Source organism: Rhizobium sp. AN5 (genome assembly GCF_900215255.1).
Classification (GTDB): domain Bacteria; phylum Pseudomonadota; class Alphaproteobacteria; order Rhizobiales; family Rhizobiaceae; genus Agrobacterium; species Agrobacterium tumefaciens.
The window spans coordinates 430,125-455,885 of the sequence record NZ_OCMJ01000002.1 but is presented as its reverse complement, the minus strand read 5'-3'; the positions used below and the strand labels follow the sequence as shown (position 1 = coordinate 455,885).

Annotated in this window: 23 protein-coding genes and 1 pseudogene; 20 read left to right on the top strand and 4 right to left on the bottom strand. The window is 58.2% G+C overall.

The genetic code is table 11. The features are described 5' to 3' along the window. The first annotated feature begins 6 nt into the window (after nt 1-6). Together CRP02_RS03065 and eutC are read left to right on the top strand one after the other, a co-directional pair. Nucleotides 7-1,398: an ethanolamine ammonia-lyase subunit EutB gene (locus tag CRP02_RS03065; RefSeq protein ID WP_097099185.1), complete on the top strand. Its 1,392-nt coding sequence runs from the start codon at nt 7-9 to the stop codon at nt 1,396-1,398. Nucleotide 1,399: 1 nt separating this feature from the next. After that, entirely contained in the window at nt 1,400-2,206 is an 807-nt protein-coding gene (eutC, locus tag CRP02_RS03060; RefSeq protein ID WP_097170194.1) for an ethanolamine ammonia-lyase subunit EutC, read from the top strand. 146 nt (nt 2,207-2,352) lie between these two features. Here the strand turns inward: eutC and CRP02_RS03055 are convergent, their stop codons facing one another. Continuing rightward, nucleotides 2,353-2,739 (bottom strand): limonene-1,2-epoxide hydrolase, encoded by a 387-nt coding sequence (locus CRP02_RS03055; RefSeq protein ID WP_097170193.1) that lies wholly within the window; start codon nt 2,737-2,739, stop codon nt 2,353-2,355. A gap of 156 nt (nt 2,740-2,895) precedes the next feature. Between CRP02_RS03055 and CRP02_RS03050 the strand changes: the two genes are divergently transcribed. The 3 genes and pseudogenes from CRP02_RS03050 (at nt 2,896) to CRP02_RS03035 (ending at nt 6,326) form a co-directional block, all read left to right on the top strand. Further along, on the top strand, nt 2,896-3,813 hold the full coding sequence (locus CRP02_RS03050; RefSeq protein ID WP_097170192.1) for an AraC family transcriptional regulator: 918 nt from the start codon (nt 2,896-2,898) through the stop codon (nt 3,811-3,813). Between the two features lie 177 nt (nt 3,814-3,990). Continuing rightward, a pseudogene (locus tag CRP02_RS27865) lies at nt 3,991-4,170 on the top strand (helix-turn-helix domain-containing protein); the annotation flags it as partial. Between the two features lie 350 nt (nt 4,171-4,520). Beyond that, complete coding sequence (locus tag CRP02_RS03035) at nt 4,521-6,326, top strand: adenylate cyclase (protein WP_097170190.1); 1,806 nt, start codon at nt 4,521-4,523, stop codon at nt 6,324-6,326. A 174-nt stretch (nt 6,327-6,500) separates the two neighbouring features. Here CRP02_RS03035 and CRP02_RS03030 read toward each other — a convergent pair whose 3' ends face one another. The 3 genes from CRP02_RS03030 to CRP02_RS03020 are packed head-to-tail and all read right to left on the bottom strand — an operon-like array spanning nt 6,501 to nt 8,943. Continuing rightward, nucleotides 6,501-7,523: a DUF2955 domain-containing protein gene (locus tag CRP02_RS03030; protein ID WP_097170189.1), complete on the bottom strand. Its 1,023-nt coding sequence runs from the start codon at nt 7,521-7,523 to the stop codon at nt 6,501-6,503. Further along, nucleotides 7,513-8,619: an HlyD family secretion protein gene (locus tag CRP02_RS03025; RefSeq protein ID WP_097170188.1), complete on the bottom strand. Its 1,107-nt coding sequence runs from the start codon at nt 8,617-8,619 to the stop codon at nt 7,513-7,515. The genes CRP02_RS03030 and CRP02_RS03025 overlap by 11 nt, the downstream gene beginning before the upstream one ends. Nucleotides 8,620-8,658: 39 nt before the next feature. Then, on the bottom strand, nt 8,659-8,943 hold the full coding sequence (locus CRP02_RS03020) for a hypothetical protein (RefSeq protein ID WP_020808308.1): 285 nt from the start codon (nt 8,941-8,943) through the stop codon (nt 8,659-8,661). Between the two features lie 426 nt (nt 8,944-9,369). On the opposite strand from CRP02_RS03020, the gene CRP02_RS03015 reads away from it, so the two are divergent. The 15 genes from CRP02_RS03015 (at nt 9,370) to CRP02_RS02945 (ending at nt 25,716) form a co-directional block, all read left to right on the top strand. After that, a complete protein-coding gene (locus CRP02_RS03015; protein ID WP_323455330.1) occupies nt 9,370-10,629 on the top strand; it encodes an alpha/beta hydrolase in 1,260 nt (419 codons plus the stop codon). Between the two features lie 52 nt (nt 10,630-10,681). Further along, nucleotides 10,682-12,847, top strand: a complete 2,166-nt coding sequence (locus CRP02_RS03010) for a mechanosensitive ion channel family protein (RefSeq protein ID WP_097170186.1) — start codon at nt 10,682-10,684, stop codon at nt 12,845-12,847. 50 nt (nt 12,848-12,897) lie between these two features. Beyond that, nucleotides 12,898-13,329, top strand: coding sequence for a hypothetical protein (locus CRP02_RS03005; RefSeq protein WP_097170185.1), 432 nt, complete (start codon nt 12,898-12,900; stop codon nt 13,327-13,329). A 65-nt stretch (nt 13,330-13,394) separates the two neighbouring features. Further along, a complete protein-coding gene (locus CRP02_RS03000; RefSeq protein ID WP_020808305.1) occupies nt 13,395-14,042 on the top strand; it encodes a MarC family protein in 648 nt (215 codons plus the stop codon). Between the two features lie 43 nt (nt 14,043-14,085). Next, complete coding sequence (locus tag CRP02_RS02995) at nt 14,086-14,559, top strand: hypothetical protein (protein WP_013637555.1); 474 nt, start codon at nt 14,086-14,088, stop codon at nt 14,557-14,559. 370 nt (nt 14,560-14,929) lie between these two features. Continuing rightward, nucleotides 14,930-16,081, top strand: a complete 1,152-nt coding sequence (locus CRP02_RS02990; RefSeq protein ID WP_097170184.1) for a transporter substrate-binding domain-containing protein — start codon at nt 14,930-14,932, stop codon at nt 16,079-16,081. 12 nt (nt 16,082-16,093) lie between these two features. Continuing rightward, nucleotides 16,094-16,702 carry an ANTAR domain-containing response regulator gene (locus CRP02_RS02985; protein WP_003516987.1) on the top strand — a complete coding sequence of 203 codons (609 nt, stop codon included), beginning with the start codon at nt 16,094-16,096 and terminating at the stop codon, nt 16,700-16,702. Nucleotides 16,703-16,951: 249 nt separating this feature from the next. Beyond that, nucleotides 16,952-18,202, top strand: a complete 1,251-nt coding sequence (locus tag CRP02_RS02980) for a transporter substrate-binding domain-containing protein (RefSeq protein ID WP_003516989.1) — start codon at nt 16,952-16,954, stop codon at nt 18,200-18,202. Nucleotides 18,203-18,358: 156 nt separating this feature from the next. Next, the gene (urtB, locus tag CRP02_RS02975; protein WP_019565873.1) at nt 18,359-19,252 is read left to right on the top strand and encodes an urea ABC transporter permease subunit UrtB; all 894 of its coding nucleotides are present in this window, start codon (nt 18,359-18,361) and stop codon (nt 19,250-19,252) included. 1 nt (nt 19,253) lies between these two features. Continuing rightward, nucleotides 19,254-20,393 (top strand): urea ABC transporter permease subunit UrtC, encoded by a 1,140-nt coding sequence (urtC, locus tag CRP02_RS02970; protein ID WP_097170183.1) that lies wholly within the window; start codon nt 19,254-19,256, stop codon nt 20,391-20,393. Between the two features lies 1 nt (nt 20,394). Next, nucleotides 20,395-21,144 (top strand): urea ABC transporter ATP-binding protein UrtD, encoded by a 750-nt coding sequence (gene urtD / locus CRP02_RS02965; RefSeq protein ID WP_097099172.1) that lies wholly within the window; start codon nt 20,395-20,397, stop codon nt 21,142-21,144. Continuing rightward, complete coding sequence (gene urtE, locus CRP02_RS02960; RefSeq protein ID WP_003516996.1) at nt 21,144-21,839, top strand: urea ABC transporter ATP-binding subunit UrtE; 696 nt, start codon at nt 21,144-21,146, stop codon at nt 21,837-21,839. The genes urtD and urtE overlap by 1 nt, the downstream gene beginning before the upstream one ends. 24 nt (nt 21,840-21,863) lie before the next feature. Beyond that, nucleotides 21,864-23,615 carry a nitrilase-related carbon-nitrogen hydrolase gene (locus CRP02_RS02955; protein WP_065687646.1) on the top strand — a complete coding sequence of 584 codons (1,752 nt, stop codon included), beginning with the start codon at nt 21,864-21,866 and terminating at the stop codon, nt 23,613-23,615. Between the two features lie 11 nt (nt 23,616-23,626). Beyond that, nucleotides 23,627-24,781, top strand: coding sequence for an iron-containing alcohol dehydrogenase (locus CRP02_RS02950; RefSeq protein WP_097170182.1), 1,155 nt, complete (start codon nt 23,627-23,629; stop codon nt 24,779-24,781). Nucleotides 24,782-25,083: 302 nt separating this feature from the next. Further along, complete coding sequence (locus CRP02_RS02945) at nt 25,084-25,716, top strand: hypothetical protein (protein ID WP_097170181.1); 633 nt, start codon at nt 25,084-25,086, stop codon at nt 25,714-25,716. Nucleotides 25,717-25,761 lie beyond the last annotated feature (45 nt).

Sequence of the window (25,761 nt, the reverse complement as noted above, 5' to 3'; positions counted from 1 at the left end):
GAAAAAATGCCCTATACGACGACAATCGAGCAGACTGTCTTCCGCTTTGATGACCTGAAAATGCTGCTGGCGAAAGCAACCCCCGAGCGCTCCGGCGACCAGCTGGCCGGCATTGCGGCGCAAGGCCCGGTAGAGCGCTTGGCAGCCCAGATGGCGCTGGCCGATCTCCCCTTGAAAGCATTTCTCGGCGAGGAGCTCATTTCGTCGGAGGATGACGAAGTTTCCCGACTGATCGCGCAGCGGCACGATCCGGCAGCCTTTTCCGCAGTTTCCTCGCTTACTGTCGGTGAATTCCGCGAATGGCTGCTCAAGCCCGAGACGACGCATGAGCGGCTGGAGGCGGTGACCTTCGGACTGACGCCGGAAATGGTCGCGGCCGTTTCGAAGATCATGCGCCTGCAGGACATGATAGCTGTTTCTGCCAAGCGACGTGTCGTGACGCGATTCCGCAACACGATCGGGCTCGCCGGGCGGCTTTCCACCCGCAACCAGCCCAACCACCCGACCGATGACAGCCGCGGTATCATAGCGTCTGCCATTGACGGGCTGCTGATGGGCTCGGGAGATGCCGTGATTGGCGTCAATCCCGCGACCGATGCGACAGATGACTATATCCGCATCGTTTCCTTGCTCGACGAATTGCGGGAAAAGCTTGCGATCCCGACACAGACCTGTTGCCTTGGCCATGTAACGACGGCCATCCAGGCAATCGAACGCGGTGCGCCGGTCGATCTCGTCTTCCAGTCGGTGGCGGGATCGGAAAAGGCCAATCGCGGCTTCGGCGTCGATCTGGCGCTTCTGAAGGAGGCACATGAGGCGGGGCGGTCGCTGGGTCGGGGCATGCCGGGCGCAAACGTCATGTATTTCGAGACTGGGCAGGGCGCGGCGCTTTCGGCCGATGCGCATTTCGGCGTCGACCAGCAGACGATGGAGGCACGGGCCTATGCGGTGGCGCGCGAGTTCGATCCGATGCTCGTCAACACGGTCGTCGGTTTCATCGGGCCGGAATATTTGTTCAACGGCAAGCAGATCATCCGTGCCGGCATCGAGGATCATTTCTGCGGCAAGCTCCTTGGCCTGCCAATGGGCGTCGACGTCTGCTACACCAACCATGCCGATGCTGATCAGGAAGACATGGATACGCTGTTGACGCTCCTCTGCGCAGCCAATGTCAATTTCGTCATCACCGTTCCCGGCGCCGACGATATCATGTTGAACTACCAGTCGCTATCGCATCACGATGCCGTCTATTGCCGCGAGACGCTGAAGCGGCCACCCGCACCAGAGTTCGAGAAATGGCTTTTCGAAATCGGCCTGACCGATCCAGATGGCGCGCTGGTCGGCGAGCCTGTCGCGCTTTCCAATTATGTCCGCAACAGCGCATTGATCGGAGCCTGACATGGAAAAGGTGCGAGAATCCACTGCTGCCGGAAAAAACCTCACTATCAAGGATATGACCGATGCGCGTGTTTCGCTCGGCCGTCATGGCGCGGGTCTTCCGACACGCGCTCAACTCGCCTTCCTTCTCGACCACGCGCGGGCGCGCGAGGCGGTCTGGACGAGCGTCGACCGGCCCTCGCTGGCAGACAGGCTCGATTGTCTCGGCCTTCCGGCTGTCAATGTCGATAGCATGGCAAGTGACCGCAGCATCTATGTGCGGCGGCCGGATCTTGGCCGACGGCTTGCGGCGGAATCCGAAAAACGGCTGAAACATGAGAGAACGATCAATGGCTATGATGTCGCAATTATCGTCGCGGATGGCCTGTCGTCCCACGCAATCGATCTCAATGCCGTGCCGTTGATCGAGGCGCTTGTTCCGAAGCTCGCTATCCTGAACCTGACGGCTGCACCAATTGTGCTGGCGAGCCAGGCGCGCGTCGCGCTCGGCGATCCTGCCGGTGAGGCATTAGGTGCAAAACTGACGATCGTGCTTGTCGGCGAACGTCCGGGACTTTCAGCTGCCGACAGCCTCGGTGCTTATATCACTTACGGTCCCAAGTCGGGAAACCTGGATTCCAGCCGAAATTGTGTCTCCAATATCAGGGATGGTGGTCTGCCGGTCTGCGAAGCTGCCGAGATCATTGCGACGCTGACCAGGGATATGATGAGGACCCGCGTCAGTGGCGTGGCGCTCAAGGCTGCCATGGTGGAGTTTCTCGAAAGACATGACAATTCGCTTCCAGCTAAAGACCTACTGACAATTTGAAGTCTTTGCGGTGCGAAACCCTCGGAACGTGGCCTATCTGCTTTGGCAGGATTGCGGCCTGTCGTCGAAAGTCCAGTCGACTGCCTTGTGTTGAGTGCGGAGACAACAGTCCCTGCACTCAACATCATCGTTCGCAAGCTGCCGTGCTAGCCATTAGAGAACTTCTTGACGGCGGTTACGTCGAAATAGTCCCGCCATTCGACAATCTTGTCGCCTTCGAGCTCGAAAATTCCCATGATCATCACGCGCCCAATTTCACTGCCGTCGGCACGCTCGAACCGGTCAAGCCTTTCGGTGAGAACGCGGGATCCATCGGCGGCAATCGCGAGCATATCGATATGGACTGTCGAGATTCCCAGCGATGTCTCCAGTCCGTCGATCATCGCAATGGCCTCGTCGACGCCCGTCGTGACCGACACGCCTTCATTGACCCAGCGCGTGGCGGGTGTGAACCAGCGGCGCACGGCTGGCCTTCCGCCGTCTTCAACGAACGTGGCGCAAAAAGCCGAAACGGTTTCGATTGGGGTGGGCATGGCAGTTTCTCCTGGGCCATCAGAAGCCCCGTTGGCGTCTGTCTTGCCGCGATAGTAGGATTTCGACCCCAATGCCACGATGCCGAAACTTCCGTCACTCTTGCCCGATCTTCCGGAATGCTTGATAGAACTGGGCAATCGACTTAGGGGGACTCCATGACCGAACTCGACAGAATACGCGCCATCGCTATACGCCATGCTGGCCGTCCCAGCCTTAAATTGCCGCGACTGTTCGCGTATACTCTCGACCATACGACCGAGGTCGATCCGCTGATCTACGATCCTGCGGCGTCCCTGGTGATCCAGGGTACGCAGCGCATGTTTATCGGCGACAAGATGTTTGAATACGGACCCGGCCAAAGCATGATCGTCGCGGCCGAGATTGCTGCCTTGGGCCAAGTTTGCGAAGCGTCGCCAGACAGACCGTTTGTCGCAATCGGTTTATATCTGGACCCGCCTATGCTGTCCGACCTCGTCCTTGAGATGGCAGCGATGCCAGAGTTGCCGATGGAATCGGGATACGGCGTTAGCACCGCGAGCGCGTCGCTTCTCGGTGCTTGGGGGAGATTGGTAGAACTGCTCGATCGCCCAACCGAAATCCCGGTCATGGCTCAGTCTCTGGAGCATGAGCTGATGTTTCGGCTGCTGATGGGGCCGCATGGCGGCCTGCTCCGTCAGATTGCCGGCGCAGACTCGCGTCTGATGCACATTCGAAAGGCAATGGCCTGGATACGCGACCACTACGCCGAGCGTCTCGATTTCAAGGCGGTCGCGGCACTTGCCGGCATGAGTGTATCCGTCTTTTACGATCGCTTCAAAGCCGTCGCCGCTGTCAGCCCGCTTCAGTATCAGAAATATATCCGGCTCCATGAGGCCCGCCGACGCATGATCGCGAACCAGGCAGGTGCAGCCGAAGTTGCGTTCGCCGTCGGCTATGAGAGCGCCTCGCAGTTCAGCCGTGAGTACAAGCGCCTCTTCGGAGCGCCCCCGGGTCAAGACACCAAGCGAGCAAAGGCTGGCCTGGGGGGCATCAATCCGCCAAAAGCACCCGGTGCGCGGCCAGATGTTGCTTGAACCGCTGACCGTAGTCCTGACTGACCGCTGCGACGACGCTCGCTCGTAGAGCCAAAGCCTCGCGCCATCGCGTGACGCGCGGGAGACCCTGAAATATCATCTGCGTTATGGCGGGTCGATGAAACCGAAGTACCGCAAAAGAGGCGCGAACACCGCATCTACCCTGTCGAAAATCGCGATGCCAGCGGCATGAGCCGCGCAAGCCTGCATCGCCATTTTCTGGCGATAACAGGGTTCGTTCCTAGTCAGTACCAAAAGCATCTCAGCTTGCAGGAGGCCCGACAATTGTTGCTTGCAGGCGGCCATAGCGCCTCGCAATTCACGACTGGAATGCAGGCGCTTTGCCCAGTTGCCAGATCCAACTCTGTTACAGTCGAAACCACGGCGTTGCCGTCCACGGAAAGCGGACATATCAGTCGGCATAGATGATGGAAATATAGCACCACAGGAGACATGCTGTTGGGAAGCCAAGAACATGGCAACCAGCTCGCTCTTGATCTTAAATGCACGATCGGGTGCAATCGTCGGGCACCGCAACTAAAGAAACGTTTGCTCAAGGCGTTAGCCTTATGCGCATATAAAGACAAAAACAGCGGGCTTTCATAGGCGAGGGCTCGACGGAACAATGGACGCGCCCATATCTCGGGTGTAAGCTCACGACAAACTACACGCATGCGATGAATCTCGAGGGGGGACGGGAGGCGGCTATGCAGACGACGGTGTCCACGGCTTCAACTGCAGCACGAGACCCTCCGGGAGAAGAGGAAATCCGCTCGCAACTTGAACGCATCATCGCGAGCGCGGAGTTTCCCGGCTTGGGGCGAAGTGCCGCGTTTCTGCGATATGTTGTCGAAGAAGCCATCGCCGGGCGGGCCGCCCGCATCAAGGGTTACTCCATCGCAATTGAGGTATTCGGCCGCAATGAAAGCTTCACGCAGGACGATCCGGTCGTACGGATCGAGGCCGCGCGGCTAAGGCGTTCGCTGGAACGTTATTATCTGGTGGAAGGTCACAAGGACCCGGTCAGGATCGACATACCGAAGGGCGGATATGCCCCGGTGTTCTCATTGAATACTGCGGTGGTTTCCAAGAAGGTCGATAATGGGTCCGTTCCGACATCACAGCTATCGCCGATGGTCCGATGGTGGAGCGTGAGGCGGCTTTCGCTTGCTTGCCTCGTCCTGCTTATGGCTGCGTCTGCCTATCAATTCTCAAGTCACTCAAGATTGGCGCCAACAGAAGAGTTAGCCGAAAGCACGGCTCCCGACAGACCCGCCCTAATTGTGGCTCCTTTCGCCAATTTGGGCGATGGACCAAACGCCCAGCTATACAGCCTCGGGCTTACGGAGGAGCTTCTGACTGCCCTGCCCCGCTTCAAGGAGATCAAGGTCTTTGGTCGCGAGACGTCCAAAGCGCTGCCGTCGGACGTCGATGTATCCAAAGTTAGGGAGGAGCTTGGGGCCCGGTATCTTCTGACCGGGGGGGTGCGAACTGCTGGAAACAGCCTGCGCGTGACAGCCCGTCTTCTTGACACCGACGATGGCGAAATAGTCTGGTCGCGGGATTATGACAACGATCTCGGATCGAAAGACCTGTTTTCCATACAGGCGGACGTGGCCAGAAGAGTCGCCACCGCCATTGCGCAGCCATATGGTGTGATGGCACAGGCCGACACGGCAAATCCTCCACCGCAGGATCTTGGTGCATACGAATGCAGCCTGCGCTTTTACGCATATCGTAGCGAGCTCAGCCCCGAAGAGCATGCACACGTTCGCGAATGCCTGGAAACATCCGTTGCGCGGTATCCGACCTTTTCCACTGCCTGGGCGATGCTATCAATCATCTATCTCGATGAAGACCGCTTCAAATTCAATAGGGGCCAAGGTCCGGAGACACCATTGCAGCGGGCGCTTCGCGCGGCGCGACGGTCGACCCAGCTTGATGCGAGCAACACGCGGGGGCTTCAGGCGTTGATGATGGCCCTGTTTTTCAACCGGGAGCTTACCGAGGCGATGCGAGTAGGCGAAGTGGCCCTCGCTACCAACCCCAATGACACCGAGTTGATGGGCGAGTTCGGCACCAGACTAGCCCTTGGCGGCCAGTGGCAACGGGGTGCCAACCTACTTGATCAGGCTATCGCACTCAACCCAGGCGGCAGCGGCTATTATAACGGCACACGCGCTCTTGCAGCCTACATGCTCCACGACAATTCAACCGCCGTCCGCGAGATCACCAAGGCTGATATGCAAAAATTTCCGCTGTTTCATGCGGTTGCGGCGGTCATATACGCAGATGCCGGAATGATGGATCAAGCCCGGCACGAGGCAGAGATTTTCGTTCGAATGCGCCCGGACTTCCTGCCAAACGTCGTTGAAGAACTGGCGATGCGGAACGTACAGCCAGGTGATCGTGACCGACTGATAGAGGGACTTCGCAAAGCCGGAATGCTGCCTCCCAAGGTTAAAGACCCCGCCGCGATAACCATCAGTGCTTCGGATTTGCAGCCGCGCTAGCGCAGAGGCTTAATACGCTGAAAATCGAAATGCCGCCCGCTGCGACGTACCAAACGGGCAGGTAGGAAAGGTGACGCCAATATCTCTTTCCTTCAGGCCTTTTTCGAACGCCCACGTCTTACGCGGATACTTCCAGATCCACGCACCGCTGTAGAAATCACACTAGCTGCGTTTTCATGGGTTTATCCTTCTCAGGTGTGGCCTTCTGGGCCACAGAATGGTGGCGAGCAACAGAGTGTAGGTCAAAGCTACGGCGATATAGACAATGCGGGTGGCGAAGCTTTCCGCAGCGCTGCCAGGCAGGGGCGACACACCGAGCCCGAACAGGATAAGGAAAATCGTCAGGGCACCGGCAAACATCGGCGCCTCCTTGGTCCGAGCTGCTGCCCGACCTCCCAGAAAGAGGGCAACGACAAGGACAATCAGAAAGATCGAGAACAGGTTGGGGCGAAGCGTGAGGATCGCATAAGCTAAAGATGCGAGGACGCCGCCGAATAGATTGACCATTATAAGCCCAACAGCTGCCCGCGTGCTTGCGGCGACGTCGAGCTGGCCGAGCAAGGATGCAACGGTGATCGGAATGACCGCCGCGGCCGTCAGATTGTCGCTCGTCAGGCAGATCACGACAGATGCCAGCAGGATCAGCGTATTTGCCAATGCTCTCAGCAGAGCCGGCGGCTGGTCGAAGGATGGCGCGGCACTTCCGTCCAGAACTACCGGTTCGGGAAAGATCGCATGGGCGAGCCACGTCAAAAGCGTGCCCGACAACACGCCACCAACAAGGATCGAGAGGATGGAATTGGCCAACTCATCGTTCAAAATACCGAGCAGCGGCACGATGATCGCGACCACCAACACCAGAAAGACCGCAGGCCCGCCCTTTCCCGACGTCTGTAAGGCAAAACACAGGAAATAGGTCAGCCCCAGAAGCAGGAGAAAGGGAACAGGACGATTGCCGAGGCTGCTGGTCAAGATCATCATCGCCATTCCCGAGACCAGAATGACGAGCGCCGCGCCAAGTGTCTTGGCAAGCGGCATCGGTCGAGAGCTTCCCAGCAGAAATTGCGCGGCGAAAAGCGGCCCGAGGAACGGAACAAAGGCCCCCCAATACACCGCCAGCACAAAGCCGATCGAAACCGCAAGAGCGACCCGCAATCCTTTTCGTTTCTGCTCGGCGGCGGTGCTGTCAGTTGACATAGGTGAGCACCGACATGATACGGACCCAGAGTGATCCCCAAGCATTGGTGACCGGATTGTTACCGGTATAGATGATGACGGTCGCCTGCGAACCGTAGCGCACGCCGCCCTTAGGTCTTTGAGCTTCATCGATATTGAGACGGACCGGAAACCGCTGCGCGTCCTTGACCCAGCCGCTGTCACTGCGCATGGTTGGCAACCCGGTGCTCGGATCCGTGCTCCCTTGCGAGACACCGAAGCCGACGCTTTCTACCGTGGCAGGGAACAGTCGGCCTGGAAGGGCATCAAAAAGGATTTCCGCCCTGTTGCCGACGACGACATTTTCGAGGCTGTTCTCCTTGAACGCGGCATTGATCCAGATGGTGCCCACATCGATAAAGGTCATGGCCGGTTGGCCGGCTGGCAAGACCTTGCCACTGGTGAGCTGAAGGTTTGTCACAACCCCGGACGAAGGCGCCCGCACTGTGGTATGCATCAGGTCCAGCCTGGCCTTCTCCAATCCAGCAAGAGCTGCGCGCAGTTGCGGATTGTCGTTTCCGGAAGGACCGAGCTGCTCGCGAGCCTTGGTGAGATCAGCCTGCGCACCGGAAACCGAGGCCTCTGCCTGATCGAAGGCAGATTTGGCGGCGTCGAAACGGGCTTTTGAAAACACGCCGTTTTTGAGGAGTTCGGAGGCCCTGGCATATTGGTCGCGAAGGTTGTCCCTGTCGGCACGGATCTGGACAAGCTTTGCCTGGGCGGCATCCACTGCAGCGGTCGATGCGCCGATTGACTGGCCGACACTGGCCAGACCGGCCTCCGCCTCGTTCACGGCGAGTTGGTAGCGCTGGGGATCAATTCGGAACAGGACCTGGTCGGCCTCCACCCGCGTATTGTCGTTAACGCCCACTTCCACGACGCGACCTGTGACTTCAGGCGCGATACCAACGACATACGCCTGGACCTGCGCTTGAGATGTTGATGGTGTCCGCCGCTCCATGAAGACTGACAGCACGAACAGGACCAGCGCCAGACAAACGACAGCGAAAGCGATCCTCCGCAGGGGATTGCGGGGTGGCGGGGTAGTTACAGGCTCGTGTGATATCTCGGAAGCCACGATCTTGTTCCTTCGAAGTTAACTGCCCATCAGGCGGAGTTACACCGGGCGCGGACCGGGTGAGCGATGAAGAGAGACAACGGTGGCTCGGGCGAGAGCATCTTCAATCTCTCTGCCAAGGGCCGCCAACAATTCCTTGTATTCGGCCACACGGTCATCTCGGACCGGATCGGAAGAAGCCGCCTCCCATCTTGCCAACTCCGTCTGGGCTTCGGCAAAATCCTGGCAGATTTCACAGAATATGACGTCCCGCGACGCAAGCTCGTTGATGGCCTGAACTCTTGTGGGAAACCGCAGCCTGACCGCAGCCACACCTTCATCCATTGTCCTCTCCCACCGTCACAGCGTCACGGCGACGCCGAATGTCTCGATGGCATATTCTTCGATGAAACGCGGCTCGTGCAGTATGTTACCGTAATATACGCTGGTGCGGTCAGCTTACCGGGGTCGGATTGCAGCACCGTCAAGGCCTCGCATGTTTTACCACGCTGGCGAGCGGGCGAGAGAGACGACGGTTACGGGGCCGCGTGTGATTGTCTCTGGCAACTTCGACACTTTCACGCATTCAGATGACGGCATCGCCCGCCGGATGCCCGTAACATACCCGATGTTACGGGAAAACAGCCCGTCATTCGCATAGGTTTTTTTTGCGCCGACGTGGCGAGGACAAAGCTGTGACAAATGGCGGCGGGCGATCTGGTGAACGGCAACGATACAAGGGACCTCCGTAACGGACGCTTTCCATATCGAATGGGAAGGCTCCCTTTTTGTGTGATGTTCGCAGCTCTCGTTGGTTGCGGCGGCCACGCGACAAACGTTCTTGTCCCTGTTGCCGATAGCGTCCCCACATCCACCAAGGTGGACATGCTGATCACAACAACGCGTAGTCGCTCCGCGAACAAAGGCGAGATGTTCACGGGTGAACGCGCAAGGGATGCGGCCTTCGCGGAGATCACCGTGTCCATCCCTCCGGGAAATGTCCGCAAGATTGGTAATGTTGCCTGGCCGAAAAGGATTCCTCCCAATCCAGCCACAGATTTTGCGACGTTAAAGGCACAGGAAATCAGCCGCGACGATGCCCGGAAATGGCTGAGCGCTTCCGTCAGAAAGAGCCGTGACGGCAGCGTGTTGGTCTTCATTCACGGCTTCAACAATCGATTTGAAGACTCGGTCTATCGCTTTGCCCAGATCGTCCAGGATTCCGGGGTAGCGAGCGCTCCCGTACTGGTCACCTGGCCGTCGCGCGGAAGCCTACTTGCGTACGGCTACGACCGCGAGAGCACCAACTATACGCGCAATGCCCTGGAGTTGCTTTTTCAATATCTGGCCAGGGATAAGCAGGTGAAGGAAGTTTCGATCCTTGCTCATTCCATGGGTAACTGGCTCGCGCTCGAGGCGCTTCGTCAAATGGCCATTCGCAATGGAAGCCTTCCGGCCAAGTTCAAGAATGTGATGCTCGCATCTCCCGACGTCGACGTCGACGTCTTCCGGCAACAGATCGCCGACATGGGCAAAAAGCATCCGAAATTCACTTTATTTGTCTCCCGGGATGACCGGGCATTGGCCGTGTCCCGCCGAGTGTGGGGCAACGTCGCGAGGCTTGGCGCTATCGACCCTGAGCAGCCTCCCTACAAGAGTGAATTGGCCGAAAGCCAGATCTCGGTAATCGACCTCACCATGATCAAAGCCGGGGACAGCCTCAACCACGGGAAGTTCGCGGAGTCGCCAGAGATCGTCCGGCTGATTGGAGCCCGGATTTCTGATGGACAGACTTTGACGGACAGCAAGATTGGCCTTGGAGATACGATCCTTGCAGCAACAACCGGCACGGCAGCGGCAGTGGGCAGTACCGCAGGGCTGATCCTTGCCGCTCCGGTTGCCGTCGTCGATGCCGACACCAGAGACAATTATGCCGGAGGGGTTCAGTCCCTCCTTGGTTCAGGTGGCACGGCACGGAAATCATCGCGCTGCAACACACCGAATACTTCGACTGAAGCATGTCATCAATAGCTGGTCGAGCGTCATTCAGAAGGGCGCCGAGATACCACAACAGGGACAGACAATGGTAATGCGTCTGAAATTTTTGCTGATGAAAATATCTCGCACCTCTATTGCGGCGATGCTCATCCTGTTTGTTGGCATCTCAGCCGCAGCAGCGCAAATGCCTGACGCGCCCGCTCCGGCGGAACAACCACCCAATGTCCAGCACTTCATCACCCTAATGTCGGATCCCGATGTTCAGAAATGGTTGCAGCACGTCGCTCGCGGAGCGAATCCTGAAGCGCCGCCTTCGACCAGCGCAGAGGTAGGTCCCTCGTTTGCCGCATCGACAATGCGTTTCCGCGCCCATGCCGCCGCAATGGTCGACGCTGCACATTCTTTTCCGTCCGAAGCAAAGCGTGGCGCCGCTTTACTTGAGCAGGACATCAAGACGATTGGCGGGACCCGGCCCATCGTGCTGGTGGTCGCGTTTGTTGCCGCAGGACTTGCCGCTCAATGGGTATTTTGGTGGATCAGTGCTGGCTGGCGGTCATGGATGGCAGAAGCCTCGTTCACGACCGTTTGGCACAGGATTATTGCCATAACCGCCCGGCTGCTCTGGGCGGCTTTTTACGTGCTGTCGTTCGGGCTGGGCAGCATCGGTTTCTTCCTGCTTTTTGACTGGCCACCGATCGTCAGGGAAATCGTCGTAGGCTTCCTGTTCGCTGTCGTCATTTACCGCCTCGCCAGCGCAGTACTGGATGTGTTTTTGGCGCCACGCTCGAACGAGAAAGGCCATTTCCGCGTGGTTCCGATCTCTGACGAGACGGCAGGTCATTGGGCAAAACGACTGAGCTATCTCGTGGGTTGGTACGCCTTTGGCTGGGTGACCATCCGGCTTCTAGGTACGCTTGGCCTATCGATCCCGGCGCGGCAGCTCGCGGCCTACTTCCTGGGTTTCATTCTTCTCGGCATTGCTATCGAGGCCATATGGCGACGCCCGCCTCATTCCTCCACGCTACAGAGCAGCCGGATTGGATTGAATGGTCGCAACTGGCTTTGGACTGCCTATTTAACCGGTATCTGGTTGCTCTGGGTGGCGGGCGCGACGACGCTTTTCTGGGTTATGGTCGTCTGCGCCGCATTGCCAGGCGCGATCGTTCTTACCAAAGCATCCATAAACAACATTCTGCGCCGCTCCGGCGCTGAAGAGGACGGTCATAACCGTGTCACAGTGGTTTCGGTTGTCGTCGAGCGTGGGATAAGGGCAGCCCTGATCGTTGCAGCCATCCTCTTCCTCGCCGATGTCATGGACGTTCGACTGACCGAGATGACGATGCAGGATTCACCCGCGCTACGGCTCTTACGTGGAGTGCTAAGCGCCGGCATCATTCTCCTTGTCGTCGATCTGGCATGGAATGTCGTGAAAGTTCTGATCGATCGGAAAATGGGAGACACGGAAGCCGCGCTTGAGATTGGAAGCGAGCGGGAGCGGCGGCGTACCCGTTTGAGAACCCTTCTCCCGATCTTGCGCAACTTCGTCATGATCCTTTTTGCAGCGATTGCGATCATGATGGCCCTGTCTTCACTCGGAATCGAGATCGGACCATTGATCGCCGGTGCTGGCGTTGTAGGCGTCGCCATTGGCTTTGGTGCGCAGACCGTCGTCAAGGACATCATCAGCGGCATGTTCTATCTACTCGACGATGCATTCCGGATTGGTGAATACATTCAGAGCGGCAGTTACAAAGGAACCGTCGAGGCGTTCAGTCTCCGCTCGGTCAAGCTTAGGCACCACAGGGGCCCGATATTCATCGTCCCATTCAGTGAACTGGGTGCCGTTCAGAACATGAGCCGCGACTGGTCAGTGGTCAAATTCCTGTTGTCCGTGTCCTACGAATCCGACGTCGCCCAGGTCAAGGCAATTACCAAAGCCGTGGGCAAAGCCCTGTACGATGACCCCGAATTCCAGCCGTTCATTATTGAGAACCTCAAAATGAAAGGCGTCGAAGAGATCACAGACATTGGAATAAAATTGAGCTTCGGGATGACGTTGAAACCTACCCAACTGCAATCGGCCATCCGTCGCAGAGCTTATGCGATGCTGCGGGAAGCATTCAACGCCCAAGGCATCAAGATCGCCGTTCCGACTGTGCAAGTCGCAGGCGGAAAGGAAGAGGGTCTTGCTGCCGCTGCCCAGCAGGCGCTGGCAAAACACAACGCCGTGGCCGTGCCCGGGCCAGCTTGATCACGAAGTGAACCAGGCGAAACGCCATCAAAGATCAAGGAGGATATGAAATGAAAACCTCAAAAATCGTATCACACCTACTGAGCCTGATCGCCGTGCTGATGCTGATCAGCATACCGGTTCTTTTACCCTCGACCGCTGAAGCCCGCCGTGGGGCTGCAGCCTGTGGCCCCCGAGGCTGCGGTGTGGCGGCGTGCGGACCGGCCGGTTGCGCTGCTGCCGGACGTCGTCATGCACCCGCATATCGCCCTGCCCATCGGCCTGCGGCCCCGGCCTACCGACCAGCGCGGCGCGGCGTTGTGGTTGTCGCTCCCCGCCGGTACTGGCGGCCGGGCGCCGCGATAGCTGCAGGCGCAGCCATTGGCGTTGTTACCGGTGCAGCAGCTGTCGCACTGGCTGGTACACCGCCGCAGCCCGGCCAGTGCTGGTATTACACGTCTCCAGCCAAAACGACCGGCTTCTGGGACGTTTGCCCGCACTGAAACTGCTTGGCTGGGACAATCATGCTTCTCGCTCACGCGCAGATCATCAACGAAGGGGATCTTCCATGGACTTCAACACCATCGACGCCACGCTTGTCGGAAAGCTTCTTCTTTTGCTTTTGATCGGCATGGGTCCAAAAATTGCCCTCGTGCCGTTTCTTGAGAAAACCCACAGTTTCGACACCGCGACCAAAGTGCGCATCGGCCGCCAGATGGTACTGACAGCACTCGTCACAGCACTGATCCTCTTTGCGACCGGCGCGCTTCTGATGCGACTTCTCCACATAACCGGCGGCGCCGTCGCTGTGGCAGGTGGCGTCATCCTTGCGCTCATAGCGATCAAGATGGCCTCCGGACCGACGGAAAAGCCGCATGACGAGCTTGCCGATCCGATCGATCCGGACAAACTCGCAGTGTTCCCGCTTGCGGTTCCCTATTTGCTCAACCCCGTCGGCATAACCGTCATAATCCTGGCGTCTGGCGAAGTTGTCTCAGTCGCCAGCGCGGTAGTTGTCGCTGTTCTGATCCTGATTGTCGCTGCTTTCGACTATGTCGTCTTTACCAATACCGACAAGCTGTCCAAACACATGAAGCCAGCGAGCATGGTCGTCTCAGAGGTCGTTTTCGGGATCTTGCTGACCGCTGTCGCAGTCCAGCTGATTGTCAGCGGGCTGGGGCGTCTAGGGATCATTGCGCCGGCGGTGGGTCATTGACCCATAGGGCGCAGCCTCTCTTGGCGGCTCGAAGGGAATGCGCATGATGACTGATCGAAGGAAAAATGCTCTCGCTTACGGATCACTCATCGTGCTCCAGTCCCTGGCGGTCGCATTCCTGCTCCGGGTTATCTTCCCGATCTTTTACGCCGTCGTCACCCATCTTGGCGAACGCCAACAAGTGCCCGTGTCGACATTGCTCACAATCCTTGCGGTTGCGCTGCTTTTACAGGCAAGCTACTGGACAAGAATGCGTTGGGTCGAGGTCCGCGCACCGTTCCACTCCATATTCGTATCTCACCTCTTATCGTTCGCTGCACGCCTGGCCTTCCTGTTCGGAGGCGTCCTGTTCTCAACAATCTTCTTTCGACACTTGCCGGAATCCAACACGCTGCCCCCGCTTGGTCATACGGTTCTGCAGGGGGCTTTGATCCTGTTGGTACTGTTCAGTTTTTTTTGCTACTCCGTCGAACTTGAACGTCTTGCGAAGGCGATCGAAGATCCAGCTGAGACATAAATTGCCTCCGGTTACAGCTCAGCAGTGTGGTGTTGGCCGCCGCTGTCGAAGCCGACCTGGCGGTGGAACCGATGTCCATATCGCGTTCCATCCAGGCTATCGAATAGCGCCACGCGGATGAAGGGAAGTTAGACATCGCTCGCTGGAGCAAAGAGGGTGTGTGCGTATTCTCGATGCTCAGGCGAAAACGCGGAAGAATTTTGATTCCATGATTTTACATTTGCGAGTGTTTTCGGCTCTCCTCTATGTTGCCACCGGACAAGGAAACTGACATCATCATTTTGCAGGCTTCAACGGGCCGCTGATATTCCATGAGCAGGGTAGCTCTCGACCGGAAACGGGCGGGAGCTTTTTTATTTTTTGGTGGGCTATGATGCATTCAGAAAGCTGGCGGGTCGGTGTGTTGTTCTCCGAGACGGGTGTGACCGGAGCCGTCGAAAAAACCCAGAGGTTCGCGACCTTGCTGGCGATTGACGAAATCAATGCGGCTGGTGGCGTCCTCGGCCGGATGATCGAGCCTGTTGCCTATGACCCTAAATCGACGCCCAATCTCTATAAGGAACTTGCGGTCAAGCTTTGCGACGAGGATCGGGTCCGGGTCGTTTTCGGTTGCCATATGTCTAGCACCCGCAAAGCCGTACTGCCCGTCATCGAAGCTCGAGAGGCCCTGCTATTCTATCCGACACTGTATGAGGGGTTTGAATACTCTCGGCACTGTATCTACACCGGGGCCGCACCCAACCAGAACTCCGTGCAGCTGGTCGACTTCCTCACCAAGCATTATGGAAAGCGGGTTTTCCTTGTGGGTTCGAACTACGTCTACCCTTACGAATCCAATCGGACGATCAGCGATCTCTTTCTTCAGCTGGGCGGTCAGGTACTGGACGAAATATATGTTCCTCTCAACCTAAAGCCCGAAGATGTCGCCAAAATCATCCGGCATATTCGCGCGGCACGGCCGGATGTCATCTATTCGACAATCGTCGGCGACGGTATCATTCCCTTCTACACGGCGTTCAGGGAGGCGGGTTTTGATGCAGCGACGATGCCAATCGCCAGTCAGTCGACAAGCGAGGCTGACGTGATCCGGATGCGACCGGAAGTGGCTGAGGGGCATATCACCGCGGCCCCGTTTTTCGCCTCCCTGGATACGCCTCGCGCGCGCGCCTTCGTCTTGGCTTACCAACAGCGATACGGCCAGCAGATGCTGCCGACCGCGCCGGCCGAAGCGGCCTATTTCCAAGTCTATCTCTATGCGGGAGCTTTGCAGCGGGCCGGTGGCGACGGGCTGGAGCAGCTTCTTCCAGCCCTTTACGAGGTCGAGTACGACGCTCCGCAGGGCGCTGTGAAGATAGACCGGCTGACGAACCACACCCATCTGTGGCCAAGGGTTGCAAAAGTAAATGCGCAAGGCAGCTATGACATCGTCCATGACCCGTCGCTACGCGTGGCGCCAGATCCGTTCATGCGAGAATATCGCCCGGACCTGACGCAGCCGTTCCCACATCGTGTTCAGGTCTGAGAAGGAGCGACGATGTCTTTCGCCCTTCTCAGAGATTTGCGGGATCTCAAGGTTCTGGTGATTCATCCCCGGACATCCGAAGGAGAGTTTCTCGTCGATCACCTGCGCCGTATCGGTTGTACGGTCAGTTGCCTCTGGCCGGTCCCTGCCGAGTTGCCACACGGCACGGATGTCGTCTTTCTTGCCATGGAAGACGAGGCGCGACCGGAAATCGAACGCCTGCTGAAGTGCCTCCCCAATCCCGCTCCGACCATGCTCGCCATCGTCGGTTACGAAAATCCCTCCACATTGCAGATCGTTCTGGAAAGCGGCGCGCTTGCCATTGTCGAGAGACCGATCAAACCGTTCGGCCTGCTGACCAATCTCGCCATAGCGCGCAGTCTCTGGCTTGAGCGCCAAAGGCTCGTCAAGGAAGCCCGTAAATATAAGCGCAAGGTCTTGGGAGACCAGAAGCTCGCCCGGGCAAAGGCCATTCTAATGGCCAATCGCGGCACGAGCGAGAATGAGGCGTATCGTGAAATGCGCGAGCAAGCGATGGCTCGGCGCGTCCCAATCGATGAAATCGCCAATTCGATTATCAACGCCGAACAGCTCTTGCGCCCTTCCCAAAAACATGATTAGTTTTTGATGTGTTCCAGATGAACACCTCCGGCACATCCCTTCGTTTCGCGAAGCCATGTGCCGCTGTTGCACGCGGCGCAGCCGTGATGCGATGATGGCAAGGGTGCCCGCAGGCTGTGAAAAGCCTCGCGGGTTTTTTGTTATCTGCTGACAGTGACGTCGGCCTTCCAGTATTTTTTCGGCATGAAAGCCTCGCCGTAGAGCCGGGCAGTGCCGTCGCGTGCGCCAATCAAAAAAAGGGGAACCAAGATGGTGTTCAACAGACGTGACTTTCTGAAAACCGCAGCCACCGCTTCAGCCGCACTCGCCTTGCCGGCGCTGGGCGGCCGGGCCTTTGCAGCCGATGCTATCAAGGTCGGTGCGCTCTACTCCCAGACGGGCGGGCTTTCCGTTGCCGAGAAGCTTCTCGCCAACGGTGTCATGATGGCCGTGGCCGAAATCAACGCAGCCGGCGGCGTTCTTGGCCGCCAGGTGGAAGTCGTCGTCGAAGACGGCGCTTCCGATCCGAAGACCTTCAGCGAAAAAGCATCGAAACTGATCCTCAAGGACAAGATTTCCACCATCTTCGGCTGCCACACCTCTGCCAGCCGCAAGGCCGTACTGCCGATCTTCGAACGGCGCGGCGCGATGCTGTTCTACCAGACGCACTATGAGGGCTTTGAGTGCTCGCGCAACGTCGTCTATTCTGGCGCCGTTCCAAACCAGCAGCTCTCCAACTACATTCCCTGGATTGTCGAGAAACTGGGCAAGAAGAAGTTCTTCATCGTTGGCTCCAACTATGTCTATCCGCGCGAGATGGCCAAGGTTTCCAAGAAACTGATCGAGGCGGCGGGCGCAGAATGGGTGGCGGACGAATATCTGGAACTTGGACACTCCGAATGGGCTGTCATGGTCAGCAAGATCAAGGAATCGGGCGCCGACGTGGTTCTTTCCAACGTGGTTGGCGACTCGATCATCGCCTTCTACCGCGAGTTCAAGAACCAGGGCCTCTCGCAGGAGGTTATCCCGATCTGCGCGACAGTGACCTCCGAAATCGAGATCGCCGCCATGGGCGCCGAATATGCGGCGGGCAGCTACACATCATTTCCATATTTTATGTCGATCGAAACGCCGGCTAACAAGAGCTTCATCGAACGCTTCAGGACCTTCGTCAACGATCCGAAGGCAGTGACATACCATTCGCTCGAGGCCGCCTATTTCCAGGTATTCCTGTGGAAGCAGGCAGTGGAGAAATCCGGCGATCTGTCCGCCGATGCGATCCGGGCCGGCATTCGTGGCCAGACCTATGACGCGCCCGGCGGCAAGGTGACCACCGACCCCGACAACCTGCATTGCTGGCTGACGCCGCGCATCGGCCAATGGCAGCCGGATGGACAAAGCAAGGTCGTCAACGCCTACCCGGCACCGATCAAGCCGCTGCCCTATTCGGCCTATGGCGAGACGGAAAGTAATCTTTTCTGCACCAGCAACGGTCTCGACGCAGCAAAGCTCAAGGGCTGACCCCTCTTTTCGCGTCGTCCCGCCAGCCATGCCTGGCGGGACCATGTCTCGGCAAGGCGGATCTGCGTTTTTTCCTCTGCTCGGTGCCGACCCGATTTCGGGACAGGCAAGGAGCAGGACAAAGTCTGGTCCGCCCTTCTCACGAACGGTGGCGTTATGCTCGACATTCTCTTTATCGGCCTCAGTCTCGGCTCAATCCTTCTTCTGGTGGCACTCGGTCTTGCCATCACCTACGGCGCCATGGGCGTCATCAACATGGCCCACGGCGAAATGGTAATGATCGGTGCCTACGTCGCCGTCCTCTCGGGCATCTGGCTGAAAACAGGCCTTCTGTTCGCAATTCCCCTGGCTTTTGTCGTAACCGCCCTGCTCGGCCTGGTGATCGAGCGGGTGGTGGTGCGCAGGCTCTACGGCCGCCTGCTCGACACGCTTCTTGCCACCTGGGGCATCGCCATCCTTTTGCAGCAGGCCGTAAGGCTCGAATTCGGCCTTAGCTTTTTCGGTATTCATATCGAGGGCCTGGGAGCCGGGCTGCAAAACGTCGCCGTGCCTTCGTATCTGCAGGGCACCTTCAGGTTCGCCGGCGCCGACATCAACGCGTATCGCACCTTCATAATCGCGGTGACGGCCGCGTTGACGCTGGCGACATGGTTCATTCTCTACCGGACGACAGCGGGCATGCAGGTGCGCGCCATCATCCGTAATCCAAAAATGGCTGCGGCTTGCGGCATCGATGTGAAACGCATCAACGCCCTAACTTTCGCCTTCGGTTCCGGCCTTGCCGGCGTCGCCGGCGTGATGATGTCCGGCTTCAAGACCGTTTTCCCCGACATGGGCACGACGATGGTCGTTGACGGTTTCATGGTCGTGGTGACGGGCGGGGTCGGCAGCCTTTTCGGCACGGCCCTGTCGTCAGGGCTTCTGGGCGAAATCAATGCGCTGGTGGCGATTGGAACGAACGACATTCTGGCGCGCGCCGTTGTCTTCGGGGTCGTCATCCTCGTCATTCTCGTCAAGCCAAGCGGGCTATTCTCGTTCAAGGGGCGCTAACATGAGCATCGAACGAAAATTCCAGATCGCCGCCTATGTGCTTTTCATCGCGGTGATTTTTGCAGCGCCCGTTTTCGGCGACGAATTCTGGCTGAACCGCATTTCAAAATATCTGGTCTACGGCATGCTCGGCATCGCCATTTCTCCCACATGGGGATATGCCGGCATTCTCAATCTCGGTCAGGGGCTTTTTTTCGGCCTGGGCGCCTACATGCTCGCCATGTCGCTGAAACTGTCGAGCCTGACCAGTCTGCAACAGGGCTCCGACAGGCCGGTTCCGGATTTCATGCTGTGGAATGCCGAGCCCGGCGCGCCGACGGAACTTTGCTGTATCAACAAGGGCTCCTTCCTCTGGCTTCCGTTTCAGAGCCAGTCCGTAGGTCTCGTGCTTGGCATCGTGCTTCCCGTCGTGATTGCCGGGGCACTCGGCATGCTGGTTTTCCGCAAGCGCATTTCCGGTGTCTTTGTCTCGATCATCACCCTGGCGCTTGTTCTGCTTGTGCGTCTCGTCATGGTCGATGCGCAACCGGTGACGAACGGCTTCAACGGCCTGACCGATCTTGGCTGGCTAACGATCGGCGGCATCGAATTCGACCCCTACAGCCGGGCAACCTATTATCTGTGCGCCGCATGCCTGTCCCTGACGCTCATCGGCGCGCGTCTCATCGTGGAGACCCGTGCAGGCATGATCCTGCAGGCGATCCGTGACGATCAGCTTCGCGCTCGCTATCTTGGCTTCGACGTCTCGCTTTACCAGGTGTTCTTCTTTGTCATTTCTGCAGGCATCGCCGACGTTGCCGGCATGCTCTATGTGGTCGTCGCGGAGTTCGCCTCGCCAACCTTCATGGACCTGTCTTTCTCAGTGACGATGGTCGTCTGGGCGGCCGTTGGCGGCCGTTACTCCCTGCTCGGCGCCTGCATCGGCGCGATCCTGATCAACATGATCGAGGCCGAGGTCAGCGAGACCGAAGCGCTGGTCGAGGCTTGGAAAGCGATCATCGGCCTCATCTTCGTCCTTGTCGTCCTGTTTATGCCGCGGGGCCTTGGCGGCGTCGCGCACGATGTGCTGCGGCAGTTTATCCGCCGTGTCAAACCAGGCCCGGCATCCTCATCGTTACAGCAACAAAGCGAGGCATTGTAATATGAGTGCAATCGCATTGACCATCGACGGTCTCAGCGTCGATTTTGGCGGATTCAGAGCCGTCAACAATGTCAGCATTACCGTTCGCGATGGCGAGTTGCGTGTGTTGCTCGGCGCAAATGGCGCCGGAAAGACAACTTTGATGGACCTGGTCAGCGGCAAGACCCGCAGCACAAAAGGCAGGGTCTTCGTCTACGACACAGACATCACCAACTGGCCGGAACACAAGATCGCCCGCGCCGGGATCGGTCGAAAATTCCAGATCCCCAGCATTTTTCGCGATCTCAGCGTGCGGCAAAATCTTGAGGTGGCCAATTGCCGCAATCCATCGGTGTTTGCCAATCTCCGGTTTGGATTTTCGCGCGCCGAAGCCAAACGCGTCGATGAGGTACTCGCCCTCACCGGCCTCGAAGCGGAGGAGAATGTGACTGCGGCTTATCTCAGTCATGGCCAGACGCAATGGCTGGAACTGGGCATGCTCATCGTCCAGGATCCCAAGGTTGTTCTGCTGGACGAGCCGACGGCGGGCATGACCCAGGCCGAAACCCGCAAGACGGCCCAGATCATCAAAAATCTCAAAGGCCGCCACACCATCCTCGTCGTCGAGCACGACATGGGGTTCGTCCGTGAAATCGCCGAACGCATCACCGTTCTGCATCTGGGAGAAGTTCTCGCCGAAGGAAGCGTCGGGGATATCGAGAGCAATCCGAAGGTCCGCGAGGCCTATCTCGGTTCGAAAGGAATATCCTGATGCTGACATTGAAAAACGTACACAGCTATTACGGCCGCAGCCATATCCTGCACGGCGTCACGCTTGATATCCCGGCGGGAAAGGTAACCAGCATTCTTGGCCGCAACGGTACCGGCAAGACAACCCTGTTGAAAACCCTGATGGCGCTGACCGACCGCATGACGGGCGAGATGCATCTGCAGGGGAAAGACATAGGCTCATCTTCGACGCATATGAGGGCACGGGCCGGGATCGCCTATGTCCCCCAGGGCCGGGAGATCATTCCCGATTTCACCATCCGCGAGAACATCCTGATGGGCGCCTTTGCGCGCACCGATCGCAAACGCGAAATTCCGGCACTGGTGCCGGAGCTTTTTCCATACCTGATGGCCAACCTTGATCGGCCCGGCGGTGTGCTTTCGGGCGGCCAGCAACAGCAGCTCGCCATCGCCCGCGCACTGGCCGCGGATCCGAAGGTACTGCTTCTCGATGAACCCAATGAAGGCATCCAGCCCTCGATCGTCGAGGAGATTGAAAAGATCATCATCCGGCTCAATCGCGAGATCGGCATGACGATCATCCTCGTCGAGCAGAACGTTGCATTTGCGCGGCATGCCTCTCACCACTTCGCCATGCTGGAGAAGGGAGGTGTGGTCGCGGCCGGCGCCATCGACGCGCTCTCCGACGCGCTGGTTCATAGGCATATGGCTGTTTGAAAAGACGCATCCTTTCATAAGACAATGGGAACAATCATGACACCGACACAGAGCTACACCGCCGCCGCTATCCAGTTCGAACCGACCATGTTCGAAAAGGCGCGCAATATCAGCCGGCTGAGCGCCCTTTGCGAGGAAGCGGCGCAGGCCGGCGCGCGCCTGATCGTCACCCCCGAAATGGGGACGACAGGCTATTGCTGGTTCGACAGGGCCGAGGTGAAGCCCTTCGTCGAGGCGATCCCGGGACCGACCACCGATGTTTTCCAGGCGATTGCCCGCAAACACCGCTGCTATATCGTCGTCGGCATGCCGGAAGTCGATCCGGCGAGCGATCTCTATTACAATACGGCAGTTCTGATCGGTCCGGATGGCATCGTTGGTCGGCACCGCAAGTCCCATCCCTATATCGCCGAGCCAAAATGGGCCGCAAATGGCGACATCGTGCACGAGGTCTTCGAAACGGAGATCGGACGTATTTCAATGCTGGTGTGCATGGATCTGCACTTCTTCGAGACGGCGCGGCTGGAGGCTCTGGCCGGTGCCGACATCATATGCCACATCTCCAACTGGCTGCAGGAGCGCGCGCCCGCTCCCTACTGGATCAACCGCGCCTTCGAAAATGCCTGCTATGTCATCGAAAGTAATCGGTGGGGTCTGGAAAGAACCGTGCAGTTTTCCGGGGGAAGTTGCCTGATCGAGCCCGACGGAACGGTTGCCGCATCCATCGACACAGGCGACGGAATTGCCTATGGCAAGGTCGATCTTGCCCGTGCCCGTCGCCGCGAGGTCTTAAGCGAACCGGTCTTCAAGACGCGCCGGCCCGAGCTCTACATGAACATGATGACCAACAGTTTCACCTGGAACCCTGGCGATTATTTCCGCCTCTATGGCTATCAGCCAATCCCGCGTGGACGCAGATCGCGTGCTGCCGTTGCCCAGTTCGCGCCAACCTCGGTCATTGCAGACAATATTGCCCACATAACAAGGCTCGCAAACGAGGCTAAGGCGACAACGGCGCCGGACATTCTGGTGTTCCCGGAACTGTCGCTGACCGGACTTGAGGCCCCGCAAACGCGGGCGGAGCCGCTGTCTGGTCCAACCGTATCCGCCTTCGTTCGTCTGGCCATGAAGCTCGGCTTTTATCTTGTCGCCGGATTTGCCGAAGCGGACGAAGACAGGATCTATAACAGCGTGGTCCTTGCAGGGCCCGAGGGGCTGGTGGGCAGCTATCGCAAGACGCATCTGGGCGTCGCCGACAGTTGGGCAACGGCCGGCGACGAATGGAAAATCTACGACCTTGCCATTGGCCGGGTGGGCCTGGCGATTGGCCACGACGCGCTTTATCCGGAAGCCATCCGTTCGCTTTCACTCATGGGATGCGATCTTGTTGCCTGCCCTTCGGCGATCGCCGGCACCTTCACCGGCAGCCATGGCGGTACGAAAATCCCGCACAATTATCCGATCCCAAAAGGCGCCGATCCCTACCATTGGCATGCGCTTCGCGTTCGCGGCGGCGAGAACAACGTCTATTTCGCCTTCGCCAATGTGCTGGACCAGGAAAAGGGTTATCTGGGCAAGAGTGCGGTATTCGGGCCGGATTCCTTTGCTTTTCCACGTCAGGAATCGGCGATCCTGGATGAGGAGGGGATTGCCGCTGCGGCTGTCGATACCACCAATCTCGACACGCCATATCCGACGAACATCGTCCGGCGAAAAGACCTTGTCGTCATGCGTCAGCCGCATCACTATCAGCCTCTCGTCAAATGGCATCAGTAAAAGGCGGCACAATGTCGACATTCACGTTCGCTACCGTCCCGCAGATAATTGCGGGACCGGGCTGCATCGCAAGGATTTCAGAACTCAAGTCCCTGCTCGGACCGCGCGTCCTGGTGATTTCCGACGATGGGGTCGTCAAGGCGGGACTTGTTCAGCCGGCCCTCGCGAGCCTTGCGGAAGCTGGCGCTGAAACATCAATTTTCACCGGCGTCATTGCCGATCCGCCGGAAATCGTCATTCACGCGGCTGTGGCGCGGGCGATCGAGTTTGGCGCAACTGGTGTACTGGGCATCGGCGGCGGCTCGTCGCTCGATGTCGCAAAGCTCGTGGCCCTTCTGGCCAAGAGCGGCGAAAATCTCGGCAATATCTACGGGATTGGCAATGTGACAGGCCAGCGTCTACCGCTGGTGCTGGTGCCGACAACGGCAGGCACCGGATCGGAAGTCACGCCGATTTCGATCGTTACCACCGGGGCCGACCAGAAAAAAGGCGTCGTATCGCCGGTCCTGTTACCGGACGCGGCTTTTTTGGATGCGAACCTGACCATTGGCCTGCCTTCGGCCGTGACCGCTGCAACGGGAATTGACGCGATGGTCCACGCCATCGAGGCCTTCACCTCCGCAAGTGCAAATAACAACGCTGTTTCCCGTGCCCTTGCCAAGGAAGCTCTTCGCCTTCTCGGGGCAAATCTGGAAATCGCCGTCAAGAATGGACATGACCTCGCCGCCAGACAGGCGATGCTGCTCGGCGCGATGCTGGCCGGTCAGGCTTTTGCCAATTCGCCGGTCGCCGCCGTTCATGCTCTCGCCTATCCGATCGGCGGCCGTTATCACGTTCCGCACGGTCTTTCCAACAGTCTGGTCCTGCCGCACGTGCTGCGCTTCAACGCCCCGGTGTGTGGTGACGCCTATGCAGAACTGGCGCTATGCCTCTTTCCGCACCTTGAGCCTGTTGGTCACGCCGAGCGGCTTTCCGGCTTCATCGAAGGACTAGCCGCGCTTCCTGTGCGCCTCAACCTCGCCGTACGACTGCGCGATGTCGGGATTCCCAAAGACGGGCTTCCTCTGCTGGCAGAAAGCGCAATGGAACAGACGCGCTTACTGTGCAACAATCCTCGTCCACTTTTGCTACCGGATGCCATCAGGATTTATGAAGCCGCTTGGTAATATGGTGACGGACGTCAGGAACGCGGAACGATCAGATGCGATGAGCCCCTATGTCAGGCGAGCTGGCCAAAGCACGGCAAGGCCGACGGAGTCGTCATGTTATGATGTGCTCAGTTCTGCCTGGAATCCAATACACCATTCCTGCGCATCTTGATGGAAGATTTAAGCAATACGAAGGGAGAGGAAAGATCGGCTGATGTTCATCAGACTTGTCCTTCATGCCTCGTAGCGAGTTGGCCGAGTGAACGAGTGCTATCAATTAGCTGTTTGACTTGAACGCGCTGAAACACCATCTGTGCCAAATGCCGAAGCATGAAAAACATCACATCGAACTGATCAGGACATGGACCCTGCCGGCTACCGTGACAATGGGGTCGGCCGTTCGCGCCAAAGGCGTGCTTCAAGAAATACAGGCAAGGCTGCCCGCTAGTGTAAAAAAGTTGATCTCGCTCGAAGGAGTAGATCTCACACTGTCGATGGCGGCCAGTGAAAAGTCCGCCTTCAATGCAGCGGCGACCATCGTCACAAAAGTGGTGACGGAGGCCGCTGCACTGCCGGTAATCCCGCGCGAAATCGAGGACATCCTGACTATCAAGACGAGCGAGCGGCATCGTTGGCTTGCCGACGGTCGCTTGCCGAGCGGGGGGACGCGAACCGTCAGACTGAACGGGCGCGCACGTCAGATCACGTTTCATGTCTTCGACCCCAAGGTGGTCGAAGACCTTCTCGACCGCAGCGTTGTAGACGAATGGCGGGTGGAGGATGCAGAGGCGAAAGCCGAAAAGAGGCGGCGCACGGCATATCAGGCGAAGCTGACGCGGTCGCTCAAGAAGAAGGTTGCGAAGCGGCCAACGACGTCTGAAGATGATTCCGATGATCCGGCCTCGAAGCTCGGCGGCTGGGAGGAGTTCGACGTGAACGGACTGCTTCGTTGAGCACTTTATGCCAGCGTCTCCTTAACTTGGTTGGTGCACAGGATG

What these genes read in the sequence shown, in the direction of transcription:
- CRP02_RS02995 (WP_013637555.1), top strand. Translation starts at nt 14,086, where the DNA reads ATGATGACTGATCGAAGGAAAAATGCTCTCGCTTACGGATCACTCATC.
- CRP02_RS03030 (WP_097170189.1), bottom strand. Translation starts at nt 7,523, where the DNA reads ATGTCAACTGACAGCACCGCCGCCGAGCAGAAACGAAAAGGATTGCGG.
- urtC (WP_097170183.1), top strand. Translation starts at nt 19,254, where the DNA reads ATGAGCATCGAACGAAAATTCCAGATCGCCGCCTATGTGCTTTTCATC.
- urtE (WP_003516996.1), top strand. Translation starts at nt 21,144, where the DNA reads ATGCTGACATTGAAAAACGTACACAGCTATTACGGCCGCAGCCATATC.
- CRP02_RS02980 (WP_003516989.1), top strand. Translation starts at nt 16,952, where the DNA reads ATGGTGTTCAACAGACGTGACTTTCTGAAAACCGCAGCCACCGCTTCA.
- CRP02_RS02955 (WP_065687646.1), top strand. Translation starts at nt 21,864, where the DNA reads ATGGGAACAATCATGACACCGACACAGAGCTACACCGCCGCCGCTATC.
- CRP02_RS02985 (WP_003516987.1), top strand. Translation starts at nt 16,094, where the DNA reads ATGTCTTTCGCCCTTCTCAGAGATTTGCGGGATCTCAAGGTTCTGGTG.
- CRP02_RS03015 (WP_323455330.1), top strand. Translation starts at nt 9,370, where the DNA reads ATGGGAAGGCTCCCTTTTTGTGTGATGTTCGCAGCTCTCGTTGGTTGC.
- CRP02_RS02990 (WP_097170184.1), top strand. Translation starts at nt 14,930, where the DNA reads ATGATGCATTCAGAAAGCTGGCGGGTCGGTGTGTTGTTCTCCGAGACG.
- CRP02_RS03055 (WP_097170193.1), bottom strand. Translation starts at nt 2,739, where the DNA reads ATGCCCACCCCAATCGAAACCGTTTCGGCTTTTTGCGCCACGTTCGTT.
- CRP02_RS02945 (WP_097170181.1), top strand. Translation starts at nt 25,084, where the DNA reads ATGCCGAAGCATGAAAAACATCACATCGAACTGATCAGGACATGGACC.
- CRP02_RS03005 (WP_097170185.1), top strand. Translation starts at nt 12,898, where the DNA reads ATGAAAACCTCAAAAATCGTATCACACCTACTGAGCCTGATCGCCGTG.
- CRP02_RS03010 (WP_097170186.1), top strand. Translation starts at nt 10,682, where the DNA reads ATGGTAATGCGTCTGAAATTTTTGCTGATGAAAATATCTCGCACCTCT.
- CRP02_RS03000 (WP_020808305.1), top strand. Translation starts at nt 13,395, where the DNA reads ATGGACTTCAACACCATCGACGCCACGCTTGTCGGAAAGCTTCTTCTT.
- eutC (WP_097170194.1), top strand. Translation starts at nt 1,400, where the DNA reads ATGGAAAAGGTGCGAGAATCCACTGCTGCCGGAAAAAACCTCACTATC.
- CRP02_RS03065 (WP_097099185.1), top strand. Translation starts at nt 7, where the DNA reads ATGCCCTATACGACGACAATCGAGCAGACTGTCTTCCGCTTTGATGAC.
- urtD (WP_097099172.1), top strand. Translation starts at nt 20,395, where the DNA reads ATGAGTGCAATCGCATTGACCATCGACGGTCTCAGCGTCGATTTTGGC.
- urtB (WP_019565873.1), top strand. Translation starts at nt 18,359, where the DNA reads ATGCTCGACATTCTCTTTATCGGCCTCAGTCTCGGCTCAATCCTTCTT.
- CRP02_RS03020 (WP_020808308.1), bottom strand. Translation starts at nt 8,943, where the DNA reads ATGGATGAAGGTGTGGCTGCGGTCAGGCTGCGGTTTCCCACAAGAGTT.
- CRP02_RS03035 (WP_097170190.1), top strand. Translation starts at nt 4,521, where the DNA reads ATGCAGACGACGGTGTCCACGGCTTCAACTGCAGCACGAGACCCTCCG.
- CRP02_RS03050 (WP_097170192.1), top strand. Translation starts at nt 2,896, where the DNA reads ATGACCGAACTCGACAGAATACGCGCCATCGCTATACGCCATGCTGGC.
- CRP02_RS02950 (WP_097170182.1), top strand. Translation starts at nt 23,627, where the DNA reads ATGTCGACATTCACGTTCGCTACCGTCCCGCAGATAATTGCGGGACCG.